Here is an 18,694-nt window from a genome sequence, read left to right as displayed (position 1 = left end):
TCAAACTGAACTGACTGAATAAAGAATTTTAAAGGAAATTAAGATGGCTGCTAAAGACGTTAAATTTGGTAACGACGCACGTATTAAAATGCTAGAAGGTGTAAACGTTCTGGCTGACGCAGTAAAAGTAACGCTAGGTCCTAAAGGCCGTAACGTTGTTCTAGACAAATCATTTGGCGCACCAACGATCACGAAAGATGGTGTTTCAGTTGCACGTGAAATCGAACTTGAAGACAAGTTCCAAAACATGGGCGCACAAATGGTTAAAGAAGTGGCTTCGCAAGCGAATGACGCGGCGGGCGATGGAACAACGACAGCAACAGTATTGGCTCAGTCTATTATTGCTGAAGGCCTAAAAGCCGTTGCTGCTGGCATGAACCCAATGGATCTTAAGCGCGGCATCGACAAAGCGGTTATCGCAGCTGTTGAAGAGCTGAAGAACCTTTCTGTTCCTTGTTCAGACACGAAAGCTATCGCGCAAGTAGGTACTATCTCTGCGAACTCTGATTCGACAGTGGGTAACATCATTGCTGAAGCGATGGAAAAAGTAGGTCGTGATGGCGTTATCACGGTTGAAGAAGGTCAGGCTCTGCAAGACGAGCTAGACGTAGTTGAAGGTATGCAGTTCGACCGCGGTTACCTATCTCCTTACTTCATCAACAACCAAGAAGCCGGTTCTGTTGATCTTGAAAGCCCATTCATTCTTCTAATCGACAAGAAAGTGTCGAACATCCGTGAACTTCTTCCGACTCTAGAAGCAGTTGCTAAGGCATCTCGTCCACTTCTTATCATCGCTGAAGATGTAGAAGGCGAAGCACTAGCAACTCTTGTTGTGAACAACATGCGCGGCATCGTTAAAGTGGCTGCAGTTAAAGCACCTGGTTTCGGCGACCGTCGTAAATCTATGCTGCAAGACATCGCAATCCTAACGGGCGGCACGGTTATCTCTGAAGAGATTGGCCTAGACCTTGAAAAAGTAACGCTAGAAGACCTAGGTCAAGCTAAGCGCATTACTATCACCAAAGAAAACTCAACTATCATTGATGGTGCGGGCGATGAAGTGATGATCAAAGGTCGCGTTTCTCAAATTCGTCAACAAATCGAAGATGCAACGTCTGACTACGATAAAGAAAAACTTCAAGAGCGCGTAGCTAAGCTAGCTGGCGGTGTTGCAGTAATCAAAGTAGGCGCTGCAACTGAAGTTGAGATGAAAGAGAAGAAAGACCGCGTAGAAGATGCACTTCACGCAACTCGCGCTGCTGTTGAAGAAGGTGTGGTTGCTGGTGGTGGTGTTGCACTTATCCGCGCTGCATCTAAAGTTGCTGGCCTTGAAGGCGACAACGAAGAGCAAAACGTAGGTATCCGTGTTGCACTACGTGCAATGGAAGCGCCTATTCGTCAAATCACTAAGAACGCAGGTGATGAAGAGTCTGTTGTTGCTAACAATGTTCGTGCTGGCGAAGGTAACTACGGTTACAACGCGGCTACTGGCGAATACGGCGACATGATTACAATGGGTATCCTAGATCCAACTAAGGTAACTCGTTCTGCACTTCAGTTCGCAGCATCCGTTGCTGGTCTTATGATCACAACAGAAGCGATGATCACTGATAAGCCACAAGATTCTGGCCCTGCAATGCCTGATATGGGTGGCATGGGCGGTATGGGGGGCATGGGCGGCATGATGTAATCATCCCCCTTTCTCGTAACAGAGAAAGTCATACATAAGCTTTAGAAAACGGAGACTTCGGTCTCCGTTTTTTTATGCTTTGAAATCGTCACTCCCGACAGCGAGGCACGAGCGTGATAGGGAATCTTTATCGTCTACTTATAGAAACCTGACTGCCGATGGTTACTCTTGCCTCTCATGATATCCTCCGCTCAATATTGCTCTTTATGATTTTGGGTCTTATATTCAATGGTACAGTTATGACATTGATTTAACATGGATAGCTGTTGAGTGAAGGACAATAAATACTTGATTGAATATAGATTAATCAAGTCAACAATAAGTCAGTGGAGACTCCCCAATGAAAAAATTACTTTCAGTACTTGCTGTATCTGCAGCGGTAATGGCACCGGCAGCATTTGCTTCTTCGCCTGTTATGTTTTCAACGATCAATGGTTTCAACGCTCCGGATTCAGATGCGGTTGGCGGTGTACGTCTGGCTCTGCTTCACGGGCAAGTCAATGACCTTAAAGGTGTCGACCTTGCAGTTGTTGGTATGTCTGAGACGCAAACCACAACAGGTGTGAACCTTGGTATTTTTGGTGCATCAAAAGTAAACCAAGAAATGACAGGTGCTTCACTAGGTTTCTTTAACTGGAACACAGGTAAAACAACAGGTGTTAACCTAGGTGCTGTTAACATTACTAATGATGTAAAAGGCGCGAACGTGAGTTTCGTAAACTATTCTGAAGGGAACACTATGGTGGATGTTGGCGCTGCGAACCTTTCAGAGGTGTCGACGGTTCAGGTTGGTATCTTCAACAAAACCAATAAAATTGAAGGTGTACAGATTGGCCTGATCAACTGTGCTGACAATGGTTTTTTCCCGTGCTTCCCAATTGTGAATTTCGCTAAGTAAGACGGTAGCCGCGCTGGTTTCAATATTGGTGAGCGACGTTCTTACCAAGGCTTAAAGCTATCCATGATTGAACCTATCAACGCCTTTACTTCTATGTTTAGGCGTTATTTTACATCTGCTATCTCACTCCTTAAACGTTACTGTAAGCATGTTGTTTTATACTCTTGTTGCGATGTTCTCACTTGTGGGTACAATGTGCGCTAAATTTTCAACGATGACTTACATGCTTTGATTAATCCCCATACCGTCGATTTTAAAAAGGCTTTCTTAAGTCTGACCGCCAGCTTTTTAGTGGTTTTTAGCTTGTTACTTGTTGATTCAGCGGAAGAGTCAGAAAAGCAGTATGGAATTGAAAACCAAGGCGTGACACGCTCTTTAGCGGAGCTTACACAGATTATTAATGCTCTTGAATATAATATTACCGCACTTTATCCGCTGCATGGGGATGCCTACGTATTCTCACATGAGCAAAAGGTCGAAGGTGATACGTGTTACTTCATTAGTGAAGAGCAAGCTGCCCCTAGATTTGATTTTATGTTCTCTGGCCCAAGTGAGATGTGCGATCTAAAGTCGGATCTTCATTTAGAAGCTGGTAGGCGCATGTTTATCGCACCCACCATGGCTTACTTTGCGAATACCATTGATACCATCTCTGCGATTTACTTTATCTCCAAAGATAAATTTATTATATCGTCGCCTTCCGATTTCGCCCGTTACATTAAAGGTGACACCTTTGATTCAGTCGTCAATAGTCGCCCTTATTGGGTGAATACGATTCGTTTTGGCTTAGCTCAGGGTCAAGATCAAGTGGTGTATACCGGCCAATACGATGACTACCTAACAGGGAAGAAGGTAGTGACCTTAACCAAAGGTATCTATGTTGATGGTGAGTTTAAAGGAGTACTCGGTGTTGATGGTTACGTCTCTAATCTCGTCTCTAATCCCGTTCATGGATACAAGGTGACGAGCGCAAGAGGAGTAAACAAATATGGGCTGTTGGACTTTACCTATTCACGACCTTTGTACGTCGATGGAATTAATACTGAGTTATACCTGACTATTGAAGAAGGAAAGAGTGAGCATTTTTTACATTTGCTGGAACTGGAGCGGGTTCAATTACTGATTTTGTTAGCTTTGTACTTTATCTCAGCACTATGGTTGTGGCGGTTTTATACCAAGCAAGAGCACAAGCGATTGAAGAATTTAGCGATGCTCGACCCATTGACTGGTTTATATAATCGGCGTGGTTTTGAAGCTCGGTTGCTGAACCAAAATGAGGAGCCAATTATTGGTGTTGGCGTATTTGATATCGATGATTTCAAAGTGGTGAATGATCAGTATGGTCATAAGGTGGGAGATGAGGTGATTTGCCATGTTGCTCAGTTAATGCTGAACAGCGTTAGGCAGAAAGATATCGTGGCGAGATTTGGTGGTGAAGAGTTTGTTGTCGCGATTACGGGCGAATCATCCGAATTACTTTCATCGATCTTTGAACGAATTCAAAATGACATTAGTTTACAAAGTTATCGATGCGCGACCGGTGACAAGATTAATATATCAGTCTCTGGGGGAGCGACGCTTTACTCTCTGTTCAAGTTCGACAGCATTGGACACTTGTGGGAAAACCAGAGTATTCGTTCATCAGATGAGCAGCTTTATAAGGCGAAGGCCGCAGGCAAGAATCAAGTGTCTATTCACGTACATTAATCTGTGAACTGCAGTTTAGAGCCTAGTCGTTTGCTAGGCTCTTTTTTATCTAAGGAAAAAGACCCTTAAGATGAAACAGTAGCTAAGAATAAAATGCAGATAAGGCCAAGTGTCTTCCGACGAGGTGTTACTTCTTCACGCGGACTTTTCTCATCCACTTCTGGTGAACACCACGGCGTAAGCTCTGGAAGCTGTTTTCTACCTTGTCTACCCCAAGCAGAATCACTAGCGCCATTAGCGTGATAATAACCGACTGCGAAAGGTGGCCAAGTGCGATCATCATACCTAATGCAGCGAGTACCCAGATAATCGCCGCTGACGTTACACCATGAATCTTTCCATCCAATGTCATCATTACCCCAGCACCAAGGAATCCAACCCCCGTAATTATCTGACCAAGTACACGAGCTTGATCGAGAGTGTTGGGGGATAGGCTAATCGCCATGGTGAGGAAGAAGTAAGTACCGCTAATGATAAGGATCGATGTCCGGATCCCGACGGGTTTACCGCGTGTTTGCCTTTCGATTCCGATTAAAGAACCACACAACATGCATGCTGCGAGGCCTGCCCAGCTAAAGGGGGCAAGGTTGAGAGCTTGTTCTATAAATTGTGACATATCACCCCTCCTAAGAATTTAGAATAGAGCCGAGTATGCTAATAATAGACCGGACGATCGAACAAAAAATTTTTGTCGTGAAGGTGCATTTAGCAACGTGTTGTCGTTACAGATAAGCTTAGTCGCTTTTTGAAGCTCGCTCGTTATTCAATGTTTAGGTCGAGTGGTGTTTTGCTACTGCGTCCGCCAATTTCACGGGTTAACTTAGGTACTAGATAGCCAGAAACCTCAGAGATTAATCCCTTAAAGTGGTGTTTCGCTTCTTCATCGGAGATATAGAAATGAGCAGCTCCCTGAACTTTATCAAGTACATGCATGTAGTAAGGTAAAATACCGGCGTCGAATAGCTTTTCACTTAATTTTTTCAATGAGCTAGCGCTGTTATTTACGCCTTTTAGCATTACGCCTTGGTTGAGCAGAGTCGCACCAGTTTGCTTCAGCTTATGGAAGGCCTGCTTGAGCTCTAAGTTGATTTCATTGGCATGATTAATATGGCTAACCATGACTACTTTAAGACGAGTGTTAGCTAATGTTTGGCATAGTTCATCAGTCACTCGCGCCGGAATCACGACAGGTAATCGGCTGTGAATTCGAACGGTTTTCACATGTGGAATTTGTTCGATAGCATTGATCAGCCACTCTAGTTCGCTGTCTTTGGCCATAAGAGGATCGCCGCCAGACAAGATCACCTCGTTGATCTCGGGATGTTGAGCCACATAATCGAGGCTAGTTTGCCAAACAGACTTAGATCCTTTGTTATCTTGATAAGGGAAATGACGGCGAAAGCAGTAACGGCAGTTAATCGCGCAGCCACCTTTCACGATCATTAGCGCGCGGCTTTTGTATTTGTGTAGTAGTCCCGGAATCGCGTTTTCTTGCTCTTCTAAGGGGTCAGCAGAATAGCCTTGGTGCACATCAAACTCTTCACTTAGCGGTAAAACTTGTCTTAGCAAAGGGTCGTGTGGATTGCCTTTTTCCATTCGCTCAACAAAGCTAAGAGGAACTCGAAGTGAAAACAGCTCACGTGCTGCGAATCCTTTTTGCCACGGTGTTGGGTCTATTTCCAATGCTTCAAGCAGTTTTGTCGGGTCAGAGATCGCATTCGATAGTTGTTTGAGCCAGTTTTGCTCAACAGATTCGACTTTTCGGGTTATGATATGCGGCATTGAAATTAACTCAAAGATGTGGAAGAGAAAATCATGGCGTCAGTAAGCACCAATGAATTCAAAGGCGGTTTAAAATTCATGTTAGATAACGAGCCTTGCGCAATTATCGACAATGAATACGTTAAGCCAGGTAAAGGCCAAGCGTTTAACCGTGTAAAACTTCGTAAACTGCTGTCAGGCAAAGTGTTAGAGAAAACATTCAAGTCAGGCGAAAGCTTCGAGCTTGCAGATGTTGTTGACGTTGAACTAGGCTACCTATACAACGACGGCGAATTCTACCACTTCATGAACAACGAAACATTTGAGCAAATCGCAGCAGACGTAAAAGCAGTCGCTGATTCAGCAAAATGGTTAGTTGAAAATGACGTTTGTACTCTAACGTTGTGGAATGATAACCCTATCACTGTTACTCCGCCAAACTTTGTTGAGATCGAAGTAACTGAAACTGATCCTGGCCTTAAAGGCGATACACAGGGTACGGGTGGTAAACCTGCAACTCTAGCAACAGGCGCGGTAGTTCGTGTTCCTCTATTCATCGCTATCGGTGAAGTTGTTAAAGTTGATACTCGTACTGGCGAATACGTTGGTCGTGTGAAGTAATTTGATTGTGTCCATCTTGTTTAAGGTGGCTCAGTGAAATAGAAAAGGTCGCTTATGAGCGGCCTTTTTTGTATCTGGCGATCGGAGAAGAGCAGATTCGAGTAAACGAGATTCGACAAGTAACAAAAAAGCAGAACAAGATAATCCTGTTCTGCTTCTAGTATTTTCGTTCTTAAACTCTTCGAATCTCAGTTACCCGAATCTCGAATCTGCTCTTAACTGTTAAATCATAAAAATGAAGATAACAGATAGCGCGCTGATTAGGCCTGCAACGAAGTAGCAACCCACTTTACCAGCAACGCCGACGTGGAACTTAAGGTCGTGCATGCCGTGGTGAAGACGGTGCATTGCATGCCACATTGGCAGTGCTAGCGTACCGATGATGAATAGCGCACCGATAATGCTGGTGGCAAACTCAGAGACACGTTCGTAGCTCATTGCATCCGCATCGATAATGCCCATTGGCACCAAGATACCCAGCACTAGAATGGTGATTGGTGTAATCATCGCGAACCAAGTACCGCCAGCGCCGAATAGGCCCCACCAGATTGGTTCATCAGAGCGTTTCGGATTGTGGTTAACATTGTAATTTGTGTTCATAACGAAGCTCCTTACACCACCATCAGAACGATTAAAGAAATAAATGCCACCGCTGCCCACTGGGTCAGTACGATGATTCTTTTATCTACCAATTTGCCTTTAAGGCGGATTGGCATTACTTGAGGCATCATGCTGAAGAAGGTCTGAGCGTGCAGTAAGCTGCCTAGCAGTGCCACGATGTTGATACCAACAACGACAGGGTTAGCCATAAAGCTCAACCAACCTTCCCACGCTTCAGGCCCTTTCACTAGCGAACCCAAACCGAAGGTTAGGAACAGAGTGAATAGAATCAAAGGCAGTACAGTCGCTTCACGTAGCATGTAGAAGCGGTAGAACGGATGGTTGCTCCACCACGTTCTCTTCATCTCACGAACATAAGGCTTACGGTTGCTCATATTATGCCTCCTCTGCTGTTTTTACTTGCGATCCATCAGGCTTGAACATCGAGATAACGAAGTCCATTGAAGACTCAACTTTGCCTTGGTTTACAGCTGCTGCTGGATCTACTTTCTTCGGACAAACGTCAGAACAGTAACCTACAAACGTACAGCCCCAAGCACCGTTGTCGCCATTGATAAGCTTCATGCGCTCAGCTTTACCATTGTCACGGCTATCTAGGTTGTAGCGGTGAGCAAGAGCAAGTGCCGCAGGGCCAATGAACTCAGGGTTTAGACCAAATTGAGGACACGCTGCGTAACACAAACCACAGTTGATGCAGCCAGCGAACTGTTTGTACTTCGCCATTTGCTCTGGAGTTTGGATGTTAGTGCCGTCTTCTGGTTTACGGTCGTTACCAATGATGTAAGGTTTGATTGCTTCAAGGCGTTCGATGAACGGTGTCATGTCGACAATCAAATCTTTCTCGATTGGGAAGTTAGCTAAAGGCTCGATCTTGAAGCCGTTCGGGTAGTCACGTAAGAAGCTCTTACATGCCAGTTTTGGCACGCCATCAACCATGATGCCGCAAGAACCACAAATCGCCATACGACAAGACCAACGGTAAGACAGGTCTTTATCTAGGTTATCTTTGATGTAACCAATCGCATCAAGTACCGACATGGTTTCATCAAATGGAACTTCAAAGGTTTGAAAGTGAGGTTCTGCATCGTGCTCAGGGTCATAACGCAGGATTTCAATTTTTTGGATTCGATTCGCTGACATTATGCTTGCTCCTCTTCGCTCTTCTTCGCATTCTCTTCTGCCGCTTTTTCAGCAGCAGCGGCTTTCTCGGCTGCTTCACCGTATAGACGAGCTTTAGGTTGAGATTTAGTAATCTTAACGCCGCTGTAGTCGATAGTTGGTGCTGCATCTTCGTTGTAGAAAGATAGAGAATGTTTCAGGAAGTTCACGTCATCACGTTCTGTGCAGTTGTCGTCTAGACGTTGGTGTGCACCGCGAGACTCTTTACGAAGGATCGCTGAGTGAACCATCGCTTCGGCAACTTCAAGGCCGTAACCCACTTCGATAGCGTAAAGTAGGTCAGTGTTGAACACTTTGCCTTTGTCTTTAATGCTGATCTTCTTGTAGCGAGCTTTCAGTTCAGTGATTTTGTCGATGGTTTCTTGCATCAAGTCTTCTTGACGGTAGATACCACAACCCGCTTCCATGGTGTGACCCATTTCAGTACGGATATCAGCCCAGTTCTCATCGCCTTCTTGAGCCAAGATGCCAGCGATGCGATCTTCAACCGCTTTCACTTGCTTAGCAATAGACTCTTCGTTCCAGCCTTTGAATTCAGCTGCGCGTTTCACGGCTTGTTCACCGGCTACGCGGCCGAAAACTACGAATTCAGCAAGAGAGTTAGACCCTAGGCGGTTTGCGCCATGTAGGCCAACTGAAGCACACTCACCAACAGCGAATAGCCCTTTAATGCGAGTTTCACACGTACCGTTGGTTTCAATACCACCCATGGTGTAGTGAACGGTTGGACGAATTGGGATTGGCTCTTTTGCTGGGTCAACGTTTACGTACGCTTTTGCAAGCTCACAGATAAACGGAAGACGCTCTTGCAGGTACTCTTCACCAAGGTGGCGAAGGTCAAGGTGTACGACATCACCAAGCGGGTGCTTGATGGTGTTGCCTTTCTGCTGCTCGTGCCAGAATGCTTGAGAAACTTTGTCACGAGGACCCAGTTCCATGTATTTGTTTTTCGGCTCGCCCACTGGAGTTTCAGGGCCCATGCCGTAATCTTGCAGGTAACGATAGCCGTTCTTGTTGACGATGATACCGCCTTCACCACGACAACCTTCGGTCATCAAGATGCCAGTGCCCGGGAGGCCTGTTGGGTGGTATTGAACGAACTCCATGTCACGCAGTGGTACACCGTGGCGATAAGCCATTGCCATACCGTCGCCAGTTACGATGCCGCCGTTGGTATTACAGTGGTAAACACGACCTGCGCCACCGGTTGCTAGAACAACAGATTTTGCTTTGATGGTAACAAGCTCACCTTCAGACATGTGAATCGCGATTAGGCCTTGTACTTCGCCATCTTCAACGAGCAAATCCACCACAAAGTACTCATCAAATCGTTTGATTGTGTCGTACTTCATCGAAGTCTGGAACAGAGTATGAAGCATGTGGAAGCCGGTTTTATCCGCTGCGAACCACGTTCTTTCTACCTTCATACCGCCGAATCGGCGTACGTTTACTTCACCGTTTTCTTTACGACTCCATGGGCAGCCCCATTGTTCCATTTGGATCATTTCGCGAGTCGAGTTTTCAACAAAGTATTCAACAACATCCTGTTCACATAGCCAGTCGCCACCGCCAACAGTATCGTTGAAGTGGTTATCTAGGCTATCTTCGTCTTTAATTACCGCTGCTGAACCGCCTTCTGCTGCCACCGTGTGCGAACGCATTGGGTAAACTTTAGAAATCAGTGCAACTTCCAATTCAGGATTAGCTTCAGCTGCTGCAATTGCTGTACGAAGACCAGCGCCGCCTGCGCCGATGACTGCGATATCTGTGGTAATTGTCTTCACAGTTATTCTCCAGTGTGATGCGGAGTATTCCGCTTGTTATTATAAAAAGCTTATTGGTAGTACTTACTAATTGGCGTTACTTACTAATTAATAGTACGTAAACGGCATCAACCGTTTATTACCCCTAAGCCTTAAGTGGTAGGTTCAGTGTAAGAGAGGAAGGTATTCGAAAAGTTGATGCATTTGGGTTTTTAGGTCGGTAGTGCATATGGAGGCATAGAATTTATAGGTTATGTGACTGCAATCACGGCAATCAATTGTTGATAACGATTAGCCCACAGGGCTTGTGTTAACGGCTTGTTGAGTATGATTTTTGTTATCAATGTGGATGTAAAATCTGTATTGATAATTGTATTGTAGAACGTAATTTTCTGGCTTCATTAAAACAACATTTCGCTTTCAAGAATAGAAAGATAGAAGCTTACAAAAGCGATGAAAGGTGGTAATTTTCGTCGTCTAGAATTCAGTAATATGGAACTCAATAATGCACTCTACATGGCAACCGGCCGCAACCATTAAGCAGTTAAAGCAACGTGCTGATATCCTTAATCAAATTCGTCAGTTCTTTGTTGAGCGAAACGTGATGGAAGTGGATACGCCTGCGATGAGCCACGCCACGGTGACGGATGTGCATTTACATACCTTCAAAACTGAATTCGTAGGGCCTGGTTATGCGCACGGCCAGCCACTATTCTTTATGACTAGCCCAGAGTTTCATATGAAACGCTTGTTGGCTGCCGGAAGCGGTTGTATTTACCAAATTTGTAAATCTTTTCGCAATGAAGAAAATGGCCGTTATCACAACCCTGAGTTCACTATGTTGGAGTGGTATCGCGTTGGTTTTGATCATCATGATCTGATGGATGAGATGGATCTGCTGTTACAGCAGGTACTTAAATCAGGCATAGCAGAGCGAATGACTTACCAACAAGCCTTTATTGATGTGTTAGGTGTTTGTCCGCTGGAAGATTCGATGGATACGCTAAAGCAAGCAGCTGCGAAACTAGGGCTCAGCGACATAGCTGACCCCGAGCAAGATCGCGATACGTTATTGCAGCTTCTTTTCAGTATTGGGGTCGAGGCGAAAATAGGCCAGCAGGTGCCTGCGTTTGTGTATGACTTCCCAGCATCGCAAGCAGCGTTAGCTAAGATCAATCCAAACGATTCACGAGTCGCCGATCGCTTTGAGGTGTATTTCAAAGGAATTGAGTTAGCAAACGGCTTCCACGAGTTAGATAAACCGCAAGAACAACTTAAGCGCTTTGAAGATGATAATGCCAAACGTATTGAGATGGGCTTATCACCTCAACCGATTGATCATCACTTGATTGAGGCATTAAAAGCAGGCTTACCAGACTGTGCGGGTGTTGCTTTGGGTATCGACCGTCTGATCATGCTGGCGTTAGGTTATGACCATATCGATGATGTGACGGCTTTTCCTTTCCCACGTTCTTAGCTCTCTATTCAGCTAGTCTTACTGACGGTTTGGCTAGCTGACCAGAATCCCAGTACCCACTACGGCAACAATGGCACCGATCCAAGCGTAGGCATTTGGTCTCTGCTTGGTGTAAAGCCAAAGTATCGGTAACAACATGATGGGTGTAGTTGAAGATAACAGAGCGACCATACCGACATTACCTTCCTGCAACGCATACAAAATCAACGTCATTCCTACTGCCATCGCTAGAAAACCATTAACCGCGGTAATCGCGAATATCTGCTTATTCATTGGGTTAAGTGCGCGTGAAAGTTTGGCGCCTGTTAAACGAAATGCGGAGTGAGCAACAAAAGCGGTGATCATTCGAATGGCAGAAGCGGCAACAGGGTCGATACTGGTTTGCATCACGGGTTTGGCAATGATGCCGCCCAATGCTTGGCAGATCGCTGCGGTGATTCCCAGTGCGACACCAATCCACACGGTGCCCTTGATGGTTTCAAGCTGGTTGTTGGCTTGTCCTCGACGACCAAAGAATATCGCAGTTAATACACCACTAAACACCAAAGCCGAGCCAATCAGCTCAATAGAGGTCATACTTTCACTAAACAGGAAGTAACCAAGAATCGCCGAGAACACGGCGTGGCAAGAGAACAGTAAACCCGCTTGGCGCGGTCCCATTCGGTTCAAACAGGCAAATAGGGCGGTATCACCAATGAATATACCAATCAGGCCAGATAGCATCATCGGCGTGATTAGATTGGCTTCGACAGTTGACCAACCTCCGGTAAACCAAGCCATGCTTGATAAGATGATCGCGGTACAACCCATTCTCCAACGGCTATAGGCGAAAGAACCTAAGTGTTGGGCAGGCTTTACTGACATTAGGCTCGCAATAGCCCAAAGAAAAGCGGCAGCTAGAGCTAACCATTCAAATCCCATCTGAATAACATCCTTGTGTCTGGGATAAATTAGCTCATCAATATGCATCAAACCGAACTGAGAACAAAGTGATTCTTATGAAAGAACTACTTTGTTTCAGTTATTAGTTTATGTCAGCTGTCGCTCGGTGGTGTGGTTCACTTACTTTGCTTGAGTCGCACTATACCTTAAAGCGCTCCACGTCCTGGCGCATCGACTCGGCAGCGCTACTCATTTCATTTGAGCTATTGCGACTGCTTTCAGCTTGCTGTGCAAGGTCATCAGAGGCATCCTTGATTCCTTGCGTATTACGGCTGATGTCTTCGCTGACCGCGCGTTGCTCTTCCGCAGCACTCGCTATTTGCAGCGCCATATCGTTGATTTCAGTGATTGCCTGAGTGATTTTAGTCAGGCTGCCATGAGCTTGTTCTGCGAAGCCAACACTGTTCTCTGCTAACTGAGTGCTGGTGGTCATGCTTTCAACGGCATGTTCGGTATTTTTCTGCAGTGTATCAATCATCACGCGGATCTCTTCCGTCGAGCCATGCGTTCTTTGGCTGAGCACTCGCACTTCATCGGCGACAACTGCAAACCCACGACCTTGTTCACCCGCACGAGCGGCTTCAATCGCGGCATTCAATGCCAACAGGTTGGTCTGTTCGGCAATGCCTTGAATGGTGGATAGGATCTGGTTGATGCTTTGAGCATTACTCTCTAATTCACGAATAACATTGGCTGCATCTTCAACCTGAGTCGCAAGGCCTGTAATCGCATCGCGGTTTTGTTGGATAACCTCTTGGCCTTCGTTACAAGCGGTAGCGGATGCTTGAGATGCGGAGGCGGTTAATTCGGCATGGCTGGCCACTTCAGCTGCGGTGGCGGACATTTCATGAATCGCAGTCGCAATTTGGTTGATGTCGTTTTGTTGGTTCTCGACTCGAATCGAAGATTGCGTAGCCAGTTGATTGGCTTTTTCCGCATGGTTGTTTAAGTCGTGACTGTGCTCTATTACGCCCTTAAGCATGCTTTGCATCTGGCTCAAGAACTGGTTTACGAGCTCGGCAAGTTTGCCAATTTCATCCATGCGCTTGATATCAATACGCTGAGTCAGGTCGCCTCTGCCTTGAGCAAGCTGAGTCAGTGCTTCAGACAATGTTTGCAGTGGGTGCAGCAAGCGGTTAATCACCATTGTGCTCGCAATCGAAATGACGATGTATAAAATCAAAGAGGTAAGCGTGATAAATTGAATGGCATCGGATACCGCAGAAAATGCCATTTCTTTATCGATCACAATACCCAATGACCAATCGGTATTCGGAACGTTAGCGATGTAGACCATTTTATCGCCTTGACCAGGCCAAGTTAACGTCGTGATCATTTGGTTTTGGAGCAGTTGTGATACTTTGTCGACCGTTAGCTCAGGGTTCAAATTCGTCAGTGGTTTCTGACTCAACTCTTCATCACTGTAGGCGACGATGTTGTTATTACCGTCGACTAAAAAAGCAAAACCGTCATTATCGAGTTTTACATTGAGTACGGTATCAATAATGCTGGTTACGGTTAAGTCTGCCGCGATAACACCCTGTCTTTCACCATTAAATGCTTTAGCGAAACTGATGACAATGCTGCCGTCAAAATCTTGATAAGGTTCGGTAATGATGAGTTCAGATGTCGCGTTTGCATCTTTATACCAAGGGCGGGATCGTGGGTCGTAGTCTGCTGGCCAATCCTCAGCCTTGTCGCCATAAGCTATACTGCCATCACTGAATCCTGCATAAACAGACAAAAATTGCCCGGCTTGCTTGGTGATCAATAACTCGCGATCAGAGTTGCTATTGCTTGAAATGGTCGATTCATTGGCAAGCATCATATCACTGCGGATTGATAACCAATCGGCAATGTAGTTCGTCGTACCAACACTCACGTTTTTCACCTGTTGGTTGATCGCGACTTCAGTTTCTTGAGTAAGCTGATTAACAGATATCCAAGCTTGAGCGCCACTTACGACGGCAATAATAACCGCGATAGCGATCTGAATTTTGAACTTAATAGTATGTCTCAAGGTTTATCCCTCCTTCTTGGATAAAAGGCTAATGACAGCGACGCGTTGGATTGCGAACGGATGTGTCTCTGCTAGGTGTCTAGTGTCGTTATATTTAAAGTTCGAAACGTGTTGAAAATCATAATTTAAATATATATATGATTATTTTTAATAAACAGTGAAGTGGAATCACAATTGGTTGCTGCTAAGGTGTTAATTGTTATCAGGATTTATCTTATTGGTTAAAATCTGGTGGCCCGCCAGCTAGCGAGGTCACGATTACTAGCTGGACGGAAGGGAGGCATTGACGTGCTAAGTGATAATAAACAGCGCGAGGTAGACCATCAGTAAGCCGACAATCCCTAAGATGATACCCATCTTCGCCATATCTTTGCTTTCGATAAGCCCAGTTGAGTAAGCCAGCGAGTTTGGTGGCGTCGATACTGGAAGAATCATCCCGAGCGATGCCGAGAAGGCGACCACAACCAGCAAGCCTTGTAAGCCTCCAATTGCTACTAGGCTTTCCATAGAAGCGCCAATCGCAGCTGCTATCGGCATCAGCAAGTTTGCGGTAGCTGTGTTCGACATGAAATTAGCCATTAGCCAACACACGATAGACAGCGTTAGTACCACTGCAGTCGGCGAGAGCGATTCATAATCAATCGCGTGTGCGAGTGCAGCGGCTAAGCCTGTTTTATCCAAGCCAATCCCAATCGCTATACCACCCGCAACCAGCCACAACACATCCCAGTTAATCAGCTTGAGTTCTTCTTTGCCCATGATGCCAGTGAGAGTAAAAACAGCCAGTGGAATGATAGAGACCACATAAGTGTTCATGCCATGCAGTTTGGTGGTCATCCACAATAAGATTGTCGCAGCGAAGGTGATGTAAACCACGATCGCTCGCCAGCTCTTTTTAAATTGTCCATCAAGCTTGAGGACCATATTTCTTTCTTTAGAAGGGAAGAGTTTTTGTAGGAGAAACCAAGCGATGGTGAGTTGGATGATCACAAAGGGTAAGCCCATCATCATCCAGCTGAGGAAGTCGATGGTGTTTTCACCGGTTAGGTATTGTAGTGCGATGGCATTGGGCGGTGTACCGATGGGTGTCGCTATACCACCGGTGTTGGCAGCAATTGGAATACACAATACGAGCGCCTTAATCCCCATATCGCCTTTGGGTGCCGAAGCCACAATAGGGCCGAGCAGGGCCAGCATCATAACCGTGGTTGCGGTATTTGACATGAACATTGAGAACACGGCGGTGATCAGCATTAAACCTAGCATGATAAAGCGCGGTTCTGTACCGAATGGTTTGAGCAGCACTCGAGCTAGGTTGTTATCGAGTTCATACTTGGATGCGGATATCGCAAGAGCAAAACCACCCATGAAAAGGATGATGATCGGTGACGAAAATGCACCGAAGATGTCGGTATATTTGATTAACTCACCGAGATCGTGCCCCGTTGGTGGATTTCTAAATAGGTGTAAACCTTTGTCAGATATCATCACCAGTTCAAGCGCAATGATCAAAATTGAAGTGGCGAATACCGGAACAGGTTCAAGCACCCACAGTAGAGCGGCCAACAAGAATATTGCCAACAAGCGATGTTGAATCAGCGTGAGATCATCGATTGGTATTGAATCTATCGGCATGAATAACACGCCTAAGGGAATCGCAAAACAAATCAACAGCTTGACCAGAACGCCAACATTGAGTTTAGGCATGTACAAAGACCCTATAAATAAAATATCTTCAAATAGAGTAAGTTATCTGGATTTTTGGTACTTGGAGACGGGTTGTAAAATCGAAAAGTTGTTTAAGGTTTCGACAGTTGTTTTGCTTTTGGTCAATATTTTATCTGGGCAATTAGAGGCAAGAGTGAGAAGCCGCAGGTGGCTGGGCAGGGGGTGAGGATTGAGGTTTGAAAGCTTGGGTTGTTAGAGCTTGAGTAGGAAACGAATTGGTAGAGTTAAGAAAAAGGCGCGTTCTTCTCTGATATAGAAAAAGTAACGCGCCTTTAAAACTAAATGAGTTAACTCAGATCGTTAAGCTTGGTCAGTGTTCTCTGCTGAATCAACAGCTTCAGTCTCAACGTCTTTACCCGCAATGTGCGCGAAAGGAGTGCCTAGAACGGTTTTCTCACCATTCTGCATAGTGTCGTCAAACTTGATTGCATCTTTAGCAAACAGGTTGATAACCGTTGAACCAAGCTTGAAGCGACCCATCTCTTCGCCTTTCTTCAAGATAATAGATTTATCACCTTGTGCTGGGTAATCCCACTTGTAAACCGAGTTACCGCGAGGTGGCGTGATGGTGCCAGCCCATACTTGCTCGATGCTACCTACGATAGTTGCACCAACCAGCACTTGTGCCATTGGGCCAAACTCAGTATCAAAGATACAAACCACACGCTCGTTACGTGCGAATAGGTTTGGAACGTTCTCTGCCGTTAGCGGGTTAACTGAGAACAGGTCTCCGGGAACGTAGATCATCTGACGCAGTGTGCCGTCGCATGGCATGTGCACACGGTGATAATCACTTGGCGACAAGTAAAGCGTTGCGAATTCACCGTCTTTAAACTCATCGGCTAGGTCTGCATCACCACCAAGCAACTCACGTGCTGAGTAGTTATGGTTTTTAGCTTGAATCAGTTGACCATCAGTAATTGGGCCAAACTGACTTACACGTGCATCAGCAGGGTGAACAATAACAGAGTCACCTTCTGCGATAGGGCGCATGCCTTCTTTCAATTCACGTACGAAGAATTCATTGAATGTCTTAAAGTGTTTTGGATCGCTATGCAGAGCTTCATCCATGTTCACTTTGTATTGCTTGATGAACCAGTTAATGATCGCTGTCGTTAAACCACCCGCTTTAGCAGACGCCAGTTTACCAACTAAACGAGTCAGGCCATGTTGTGGGATCCAGTACTGCAATCCAACTTTAATCTTATCCATTGTATTAATTTTCCAATGCTAATTGTTTTTCAATTAAATCTGTCGATGACGGTTTAGGGCGCGAGATGTTACTTAAGTTCGCGCCAATTGTCAGTAAATGCACACATTTGTTCACAAAAACGCGATTAGAGATCGGCTTTCTTGCTTCGTGAGTACTGACGGTTATCTTTGTTGTCAGCCATTGTTTCAATAATGCGATGGTAGCTAGCAAAACGTAAGCGGCTAATTTTTCCGTCTTCAACGGCTTCACGTAGAAGACATCCTGGGTCGTCATTGTGTTTACAGTCGCGGAACTTACAGCCACCTAGGTATGGCTTGAATTCAATGAAAGCATCTGTGACTTCATCGGGTTCTAAATGCCATAAGCCGAATTCACGTACCCCTGGGGAATCGATAAGATCACCACCAGAAGGGAAGTGATACAAACGCGCTGCTGTGGTGGTGTGTTGACCCAGTCCTGAGTTTTCAGAAACTGCGCCTTCTTCAATGTCCAATGTTGGCATCAGTGCATTCACTACGCTGGATTTACCTACACCAGATTGACCAACGAAAATGTTGATACGATCTTTCAGTTCAGCTTCCAACTCTTTGATGCCGTAACCCGACTCTTTACTCACGAACATGACTTTATAGCCGATTTTCTCGTATATCTTCAGTGTTTCGCGGTATTCGCTAATTTGTTGTTCTGTCAGCAAGTCAACTTTATTGAGTACAACTAAAGGGGCGATATTCACCGTTTCAGAGGCGATCAAGTAGCGGTCGATGATATTAAGTGATAGCTCTGGTAGTACAGCTGAAACGATAACCATTTGGTCTACGTTTGCGGCAACCGGTTTGAGGCCGTCATAGTAGTCAGGGCGAGTTAGCATTGACGTTCTTGGCTCAACGGCTTCGACAACACCTGAGATGCCAGCCATGGATTCTAAGCCTGCACGCCAAGTTACTCGGTCACCAGAAACTAAAGTCTCAATACTACGGCGTAAGTTACAACGGTGAACTTCGTTGGTTTCAAGATCTTCGATATCGGCATGTTGACCAAAGCGCGTAATCACGAGTCCGCTTTTTGTTCCGCCAA

16 protein-coding genes are annotated in these 18,694 nt (G+C 45.5%); 5 read left to right on the top strand and 11 right to left on the bottom strand.

Features of this window, described 5'->3' with window-relative positions; all coding sequences use genetic code 11:
• Positions 1–43 precede the first annotated feature (43 nt).
• The 3 genes from groL to MED222_RS06250 all read left to right on the top strand — a co-directional run bounded on the left by groL (position 44) and on the right by MED222_RS06250 (position 4,295).
• Positions 44–1,690 (top strand): chaperonin GroEL, encoded by a 1,647-nt coding sequence (gene groL / locus MED222_RS06240; protein ID WP_009847924.1) that lies wholly within the window; start codon positions 44–46, stop codon positions 1,688–1,690.
• A 340-nt stretch (positions 1,691–2,030) separates the two neighbouring features.
• Entirely contained in the window at positions 2,031–2,588 is a 558-nt protein-coding gene (locus MED222_RS06245; protein ID WP_009847923.1) for a VC2662 family protein, read from the top strand.
• A gap of 273 nt (positions 2,589–2,861) precedes the next feature.
• Positions 2,862–4,295: a sensor domain-containing diguanylate cyclase gene (locus MED222_RS06250; protein ID WP_083784137.1), complete on the top strand. Its 1,434-nt coding sequence runs from the start codon at positions 2,862–2,864 to the stop codon at positions 4,293–4,295.
• A 127-nt stretch (positions 4,296–4,422) separates the two neighbouring features.
• Here the strand turns inward: MED222_RS06250 and MED222_RS06255 are convergent, their stop codons facing one another.
• Together MED222_RS06255 and epmB are read right to left on the bottom strand one after the other, a co-directional pair.
• The gene (locus tag MED222_RS06255) at positions 4,423–4,911 is read right to left on the bottom strand and encodes an MgtC/SapB family protein (protein ID WP_009847921.1); all 489 of its coding nucleotides are present in this window, start codon (positions 4,909–4,911) and stop codon (positions 4,423–4,425) included.
• Between the two features lie 143 nt (positions 4,912–5,054).
• Complete coding sequence (epmB, locus tag MED222_RS06260) at positions 5,055–6,077, bottom strand: EF-P beta-lysylation protein EpmB (RefSeq protein WP_009847920.1); 1,023 nt, start codon at positions 6,075–6,077, stop codon at positions 5,055–5,057.
• A 33-nt stretch (positions 6,078–6,110) separates the two neighbouring features.
• Here epmB and efp point away from each other — a divergent pair, with 33 nt between their 5' ends.
• A complete protein-coding gene (gene efp / locus MED222_RS06265) occupies positions 6,111–6,677 on the top strand; it encodes an elongation factor P (RefSeq protein ID WP_009847919.1) in 567 nt (188 codons plus the stop codon).
• 222 nt (positions 6,678–6,899) lie between these two features.
• Here the strand turns inward: efp and frdD are convergent, their stop codons facing one another.
• The 4 genes from frdD to frdA are packed head-to-tail and all read right to left on the bottom strand — an operon-like array spanning position 6,900 to position 10,261.
• A complete protein-coding gene (frdD, locus tag MED222_RS06270) occupies positions 6,900–7,277 on the bottom strand; it encodes a fumarate reductase subunit FrdD (protein WP_009847918.1) in 378 nt (125 codons plus the stop codon).
• An 11-nt stretch (positions 7,278–7,288) separates the two neighbouring features.
• Positions 7,289–7,672, bottom strand: a complete 384-nt coding sequence (gene frdC, locus MED222_RS06275) for a fumarate reductase subunit FrdC (RefSeq protein WP_004733341.1) — start codon at positions 7,670–7,672, stop codon at positions 7,289–7,291.
• A gap of 1 nt (position 7,673) precedes the next feature.
• The gene (locus tag MED222_RS06280) at positions 7,674–8,438 is read right to left on the bottom strand and encodes a succinate dehydrogenase/fumarate reductase iron-sulfur subunit (protein WP_009847917.1); all 765 of its coding nucleotides are present in this window, start codon (positions 8,436–8,438) and stop codon (positions 7,674–7,676) included.
• The gene (gene frdA / locus MED222_RS06285) at positions 8,438–10,261 is read right to left on the bottom strand and encodes a fumarate reductase (quinol) flavoprotein subunit (protein WP_009847916.1); all 1,824 of its coding nucleotides are present in this window, start codon (positions 10,259–10,261) and stop codon (positions 8,438–8,440) included. Before frdA ends, MED222_RS06280 begins: the two co-directional genes overlap by 1 nt.
• A 484-nt stretch (positions 10,262–10,745) precedes the next feature.
• On the opposite strand from frdA, the gene epmA reads away from it, so the two are divergent.
• Entirely contained in the window at positions 10,746–11,717 is a 972-nt protein-coding gene (gene epmA, locus MED222_RS06290) for an elongation factor P--(R)-beta-lysine ligase (RefSeq protein WP_009847915.1), read from the top strand.
• Between the two features lie 33 nt (positions 11,718–11,750).
• Here epmA and MED222_RS06295 read toward each other — a convergent pair whose 3' ends face one another.
• The 5 genes from MED222_RS06295 to rsgA all read right to left on the bottom strand — a co-directional run.
• Positions 11,751–12,638, bottom strand: coding sequence for a DMT family transporter (locus tag MED222_RS06295; RefSeq protein ID WP_009847914.1), 888 nt, complete (start codon positions 12,636–12,638; stop codon positions 11,751–11,753).
• A gap of 160 nt (positions 12,639–12,798) precedes the next feature.
• Positions 12,799–14,679: a methyl-accepting chemotaxis protein gene (locus MED222_RS06300; RefSeq protein WP_009847913.1), complete on the bottom strand. Its 1,881-nt coding sequence runs from the start codon at positions 14,677–14,679 to the stop codon at positions 12,799–12,801.
• Between the two features lie 291 nt (positions 14,680–14,970).
• Positions 14,971–16,386, bottom strand: coding sequence for an SLC13 family permease (locus MED222_RS06305; RefSeq protein WP_009847912.1), 1,416 nt, complete (start codon positions 16,384–16,386; stop codon positions 14,971–14,973).
• Positions 16,387–16,707: 321 nt separating this feature from the next.
• Entirely contained in the window at positions 16,708–17,619 is a 912-nt protein-coding gene (gene asd, locus MED222_RS06310) for an archaetidylserine decarboxylase (protein WP_009847911.1), read from the bottom strand.
• 125 nt (positions 17,620–17,744) lie between these two features.
• Positions 17,745–18,694, bottom strand: a 950-nt coding sequence (gene rsgA, locus MED222_RS06315; RefSeq protein WP_009847910.1) for a small ribosomal subunit biogenesis GTPase RsgA, incomplete at its 5' end; no start/stop codon positions are given.

The sequence above is a fragment of the Vibrio sp. MED222 genome, assembly GCF_000153005.1.
Taxonomy (GTDB): domain Bacteria; phylum Pseudomonadota; class Gammaproteobacteria; order Enterobacterales; family Vibrionaceae; genus Vibrio; species Vibrio tasmaniensis_A.
The sequence above is the reverse complement of the archived record's forward strand: the minus strand, read 5'-3'. Positions and strand labels throughout refer to the sequence as shown.

What these genes read in the sequence shown, in the direction of transcription:
- MED222_RS06255 (WP_009847921.1), bottom strand. Translation starts at nt 4,911, where the DNA reads ATGTCACAATTTATAGAACAAGCTCTCAACCTTGCCCCCTTTAGCTGG.
- frdD (WP_009847918.1), bottom strand. Translation starts at nt 7,277, where the DNA reads ATGAACACAAATTACAATGTTAACCACAATCCGAAACGCTCTGATGAA.
- asd (WP_009847911.1), bottom strand. Translation starts at nt 17,619, where the DNA reads ATGGATAAGATTAAAGTTGGATTGCAGTACTGGATCCCACAACATGGC.
- MED222_RS06245 (WP_009847923.1), top strand. Translation starts at nt 2,031, where the DNA reads ATGAAAAAATTACTTTCAGTACTTGCTGTATCTGCAGCGGTAATGGCA.
- epmA (WP_009847915.1), top strand. Translation starts at nt 10,746, where the DNA reads ATGCACTCTACATGGCAACCGGCCGCAACCATTAAGCAGTTAAAGCAA.
- MED222_RS06295 (WP_009847914.1), bottom strand. Translation starts at nt 12,638, where the DNA reads ATGGGATTTGAATGGTTAGCTCTAGCTGCCGCTTTTCTTTGGGCTATT.
- MED222_RS06280 (WP_009847917.1), bottom strand. Translation starts at nt 8,438, where the DNA reads ATGTCAGCGAATCGAATCCAAAAAATTGAAATCCTGCGTTATGACCCT.
- MED222_RS06305 (WP_009847912.1), bottom strand. Translation starts at nt 16,386, where the DNA reads ATGCCTAAACTCAATGTTGGCGTTCTGGTCAAGCTGTTGATTTGTTTT.
- epmB (WP_009847920.1), bottom strand. Translation starts at nt 6,077, where the DNA reads ATGCCGCATATCATAACCCGAAAAGTCGAATCTGTTGAGCAAAACTGG.
- frdC (WP_004733341.1), bottom strand. Translation starts at nt 7,672, where the DNA reads ATGAGCAACCGTAAGCCTTATGTTCGTGAGATGAAGAGAACGTGGTGG.
- groL (WP_009847924.1), top strand. Translation starts at nt 44, where the DNA reads ATGGCTGCTAAAGACGTTAAATTTGGTAACGACGCACGTATTAAAATG.
- efp (WP_009847919.1), top strand. Translation starts at nt 6,111, where the DNA reads ATGGCGTCAGTAAGCACCAATGAATTCAAAGGCGGTTTAAAATTCATG.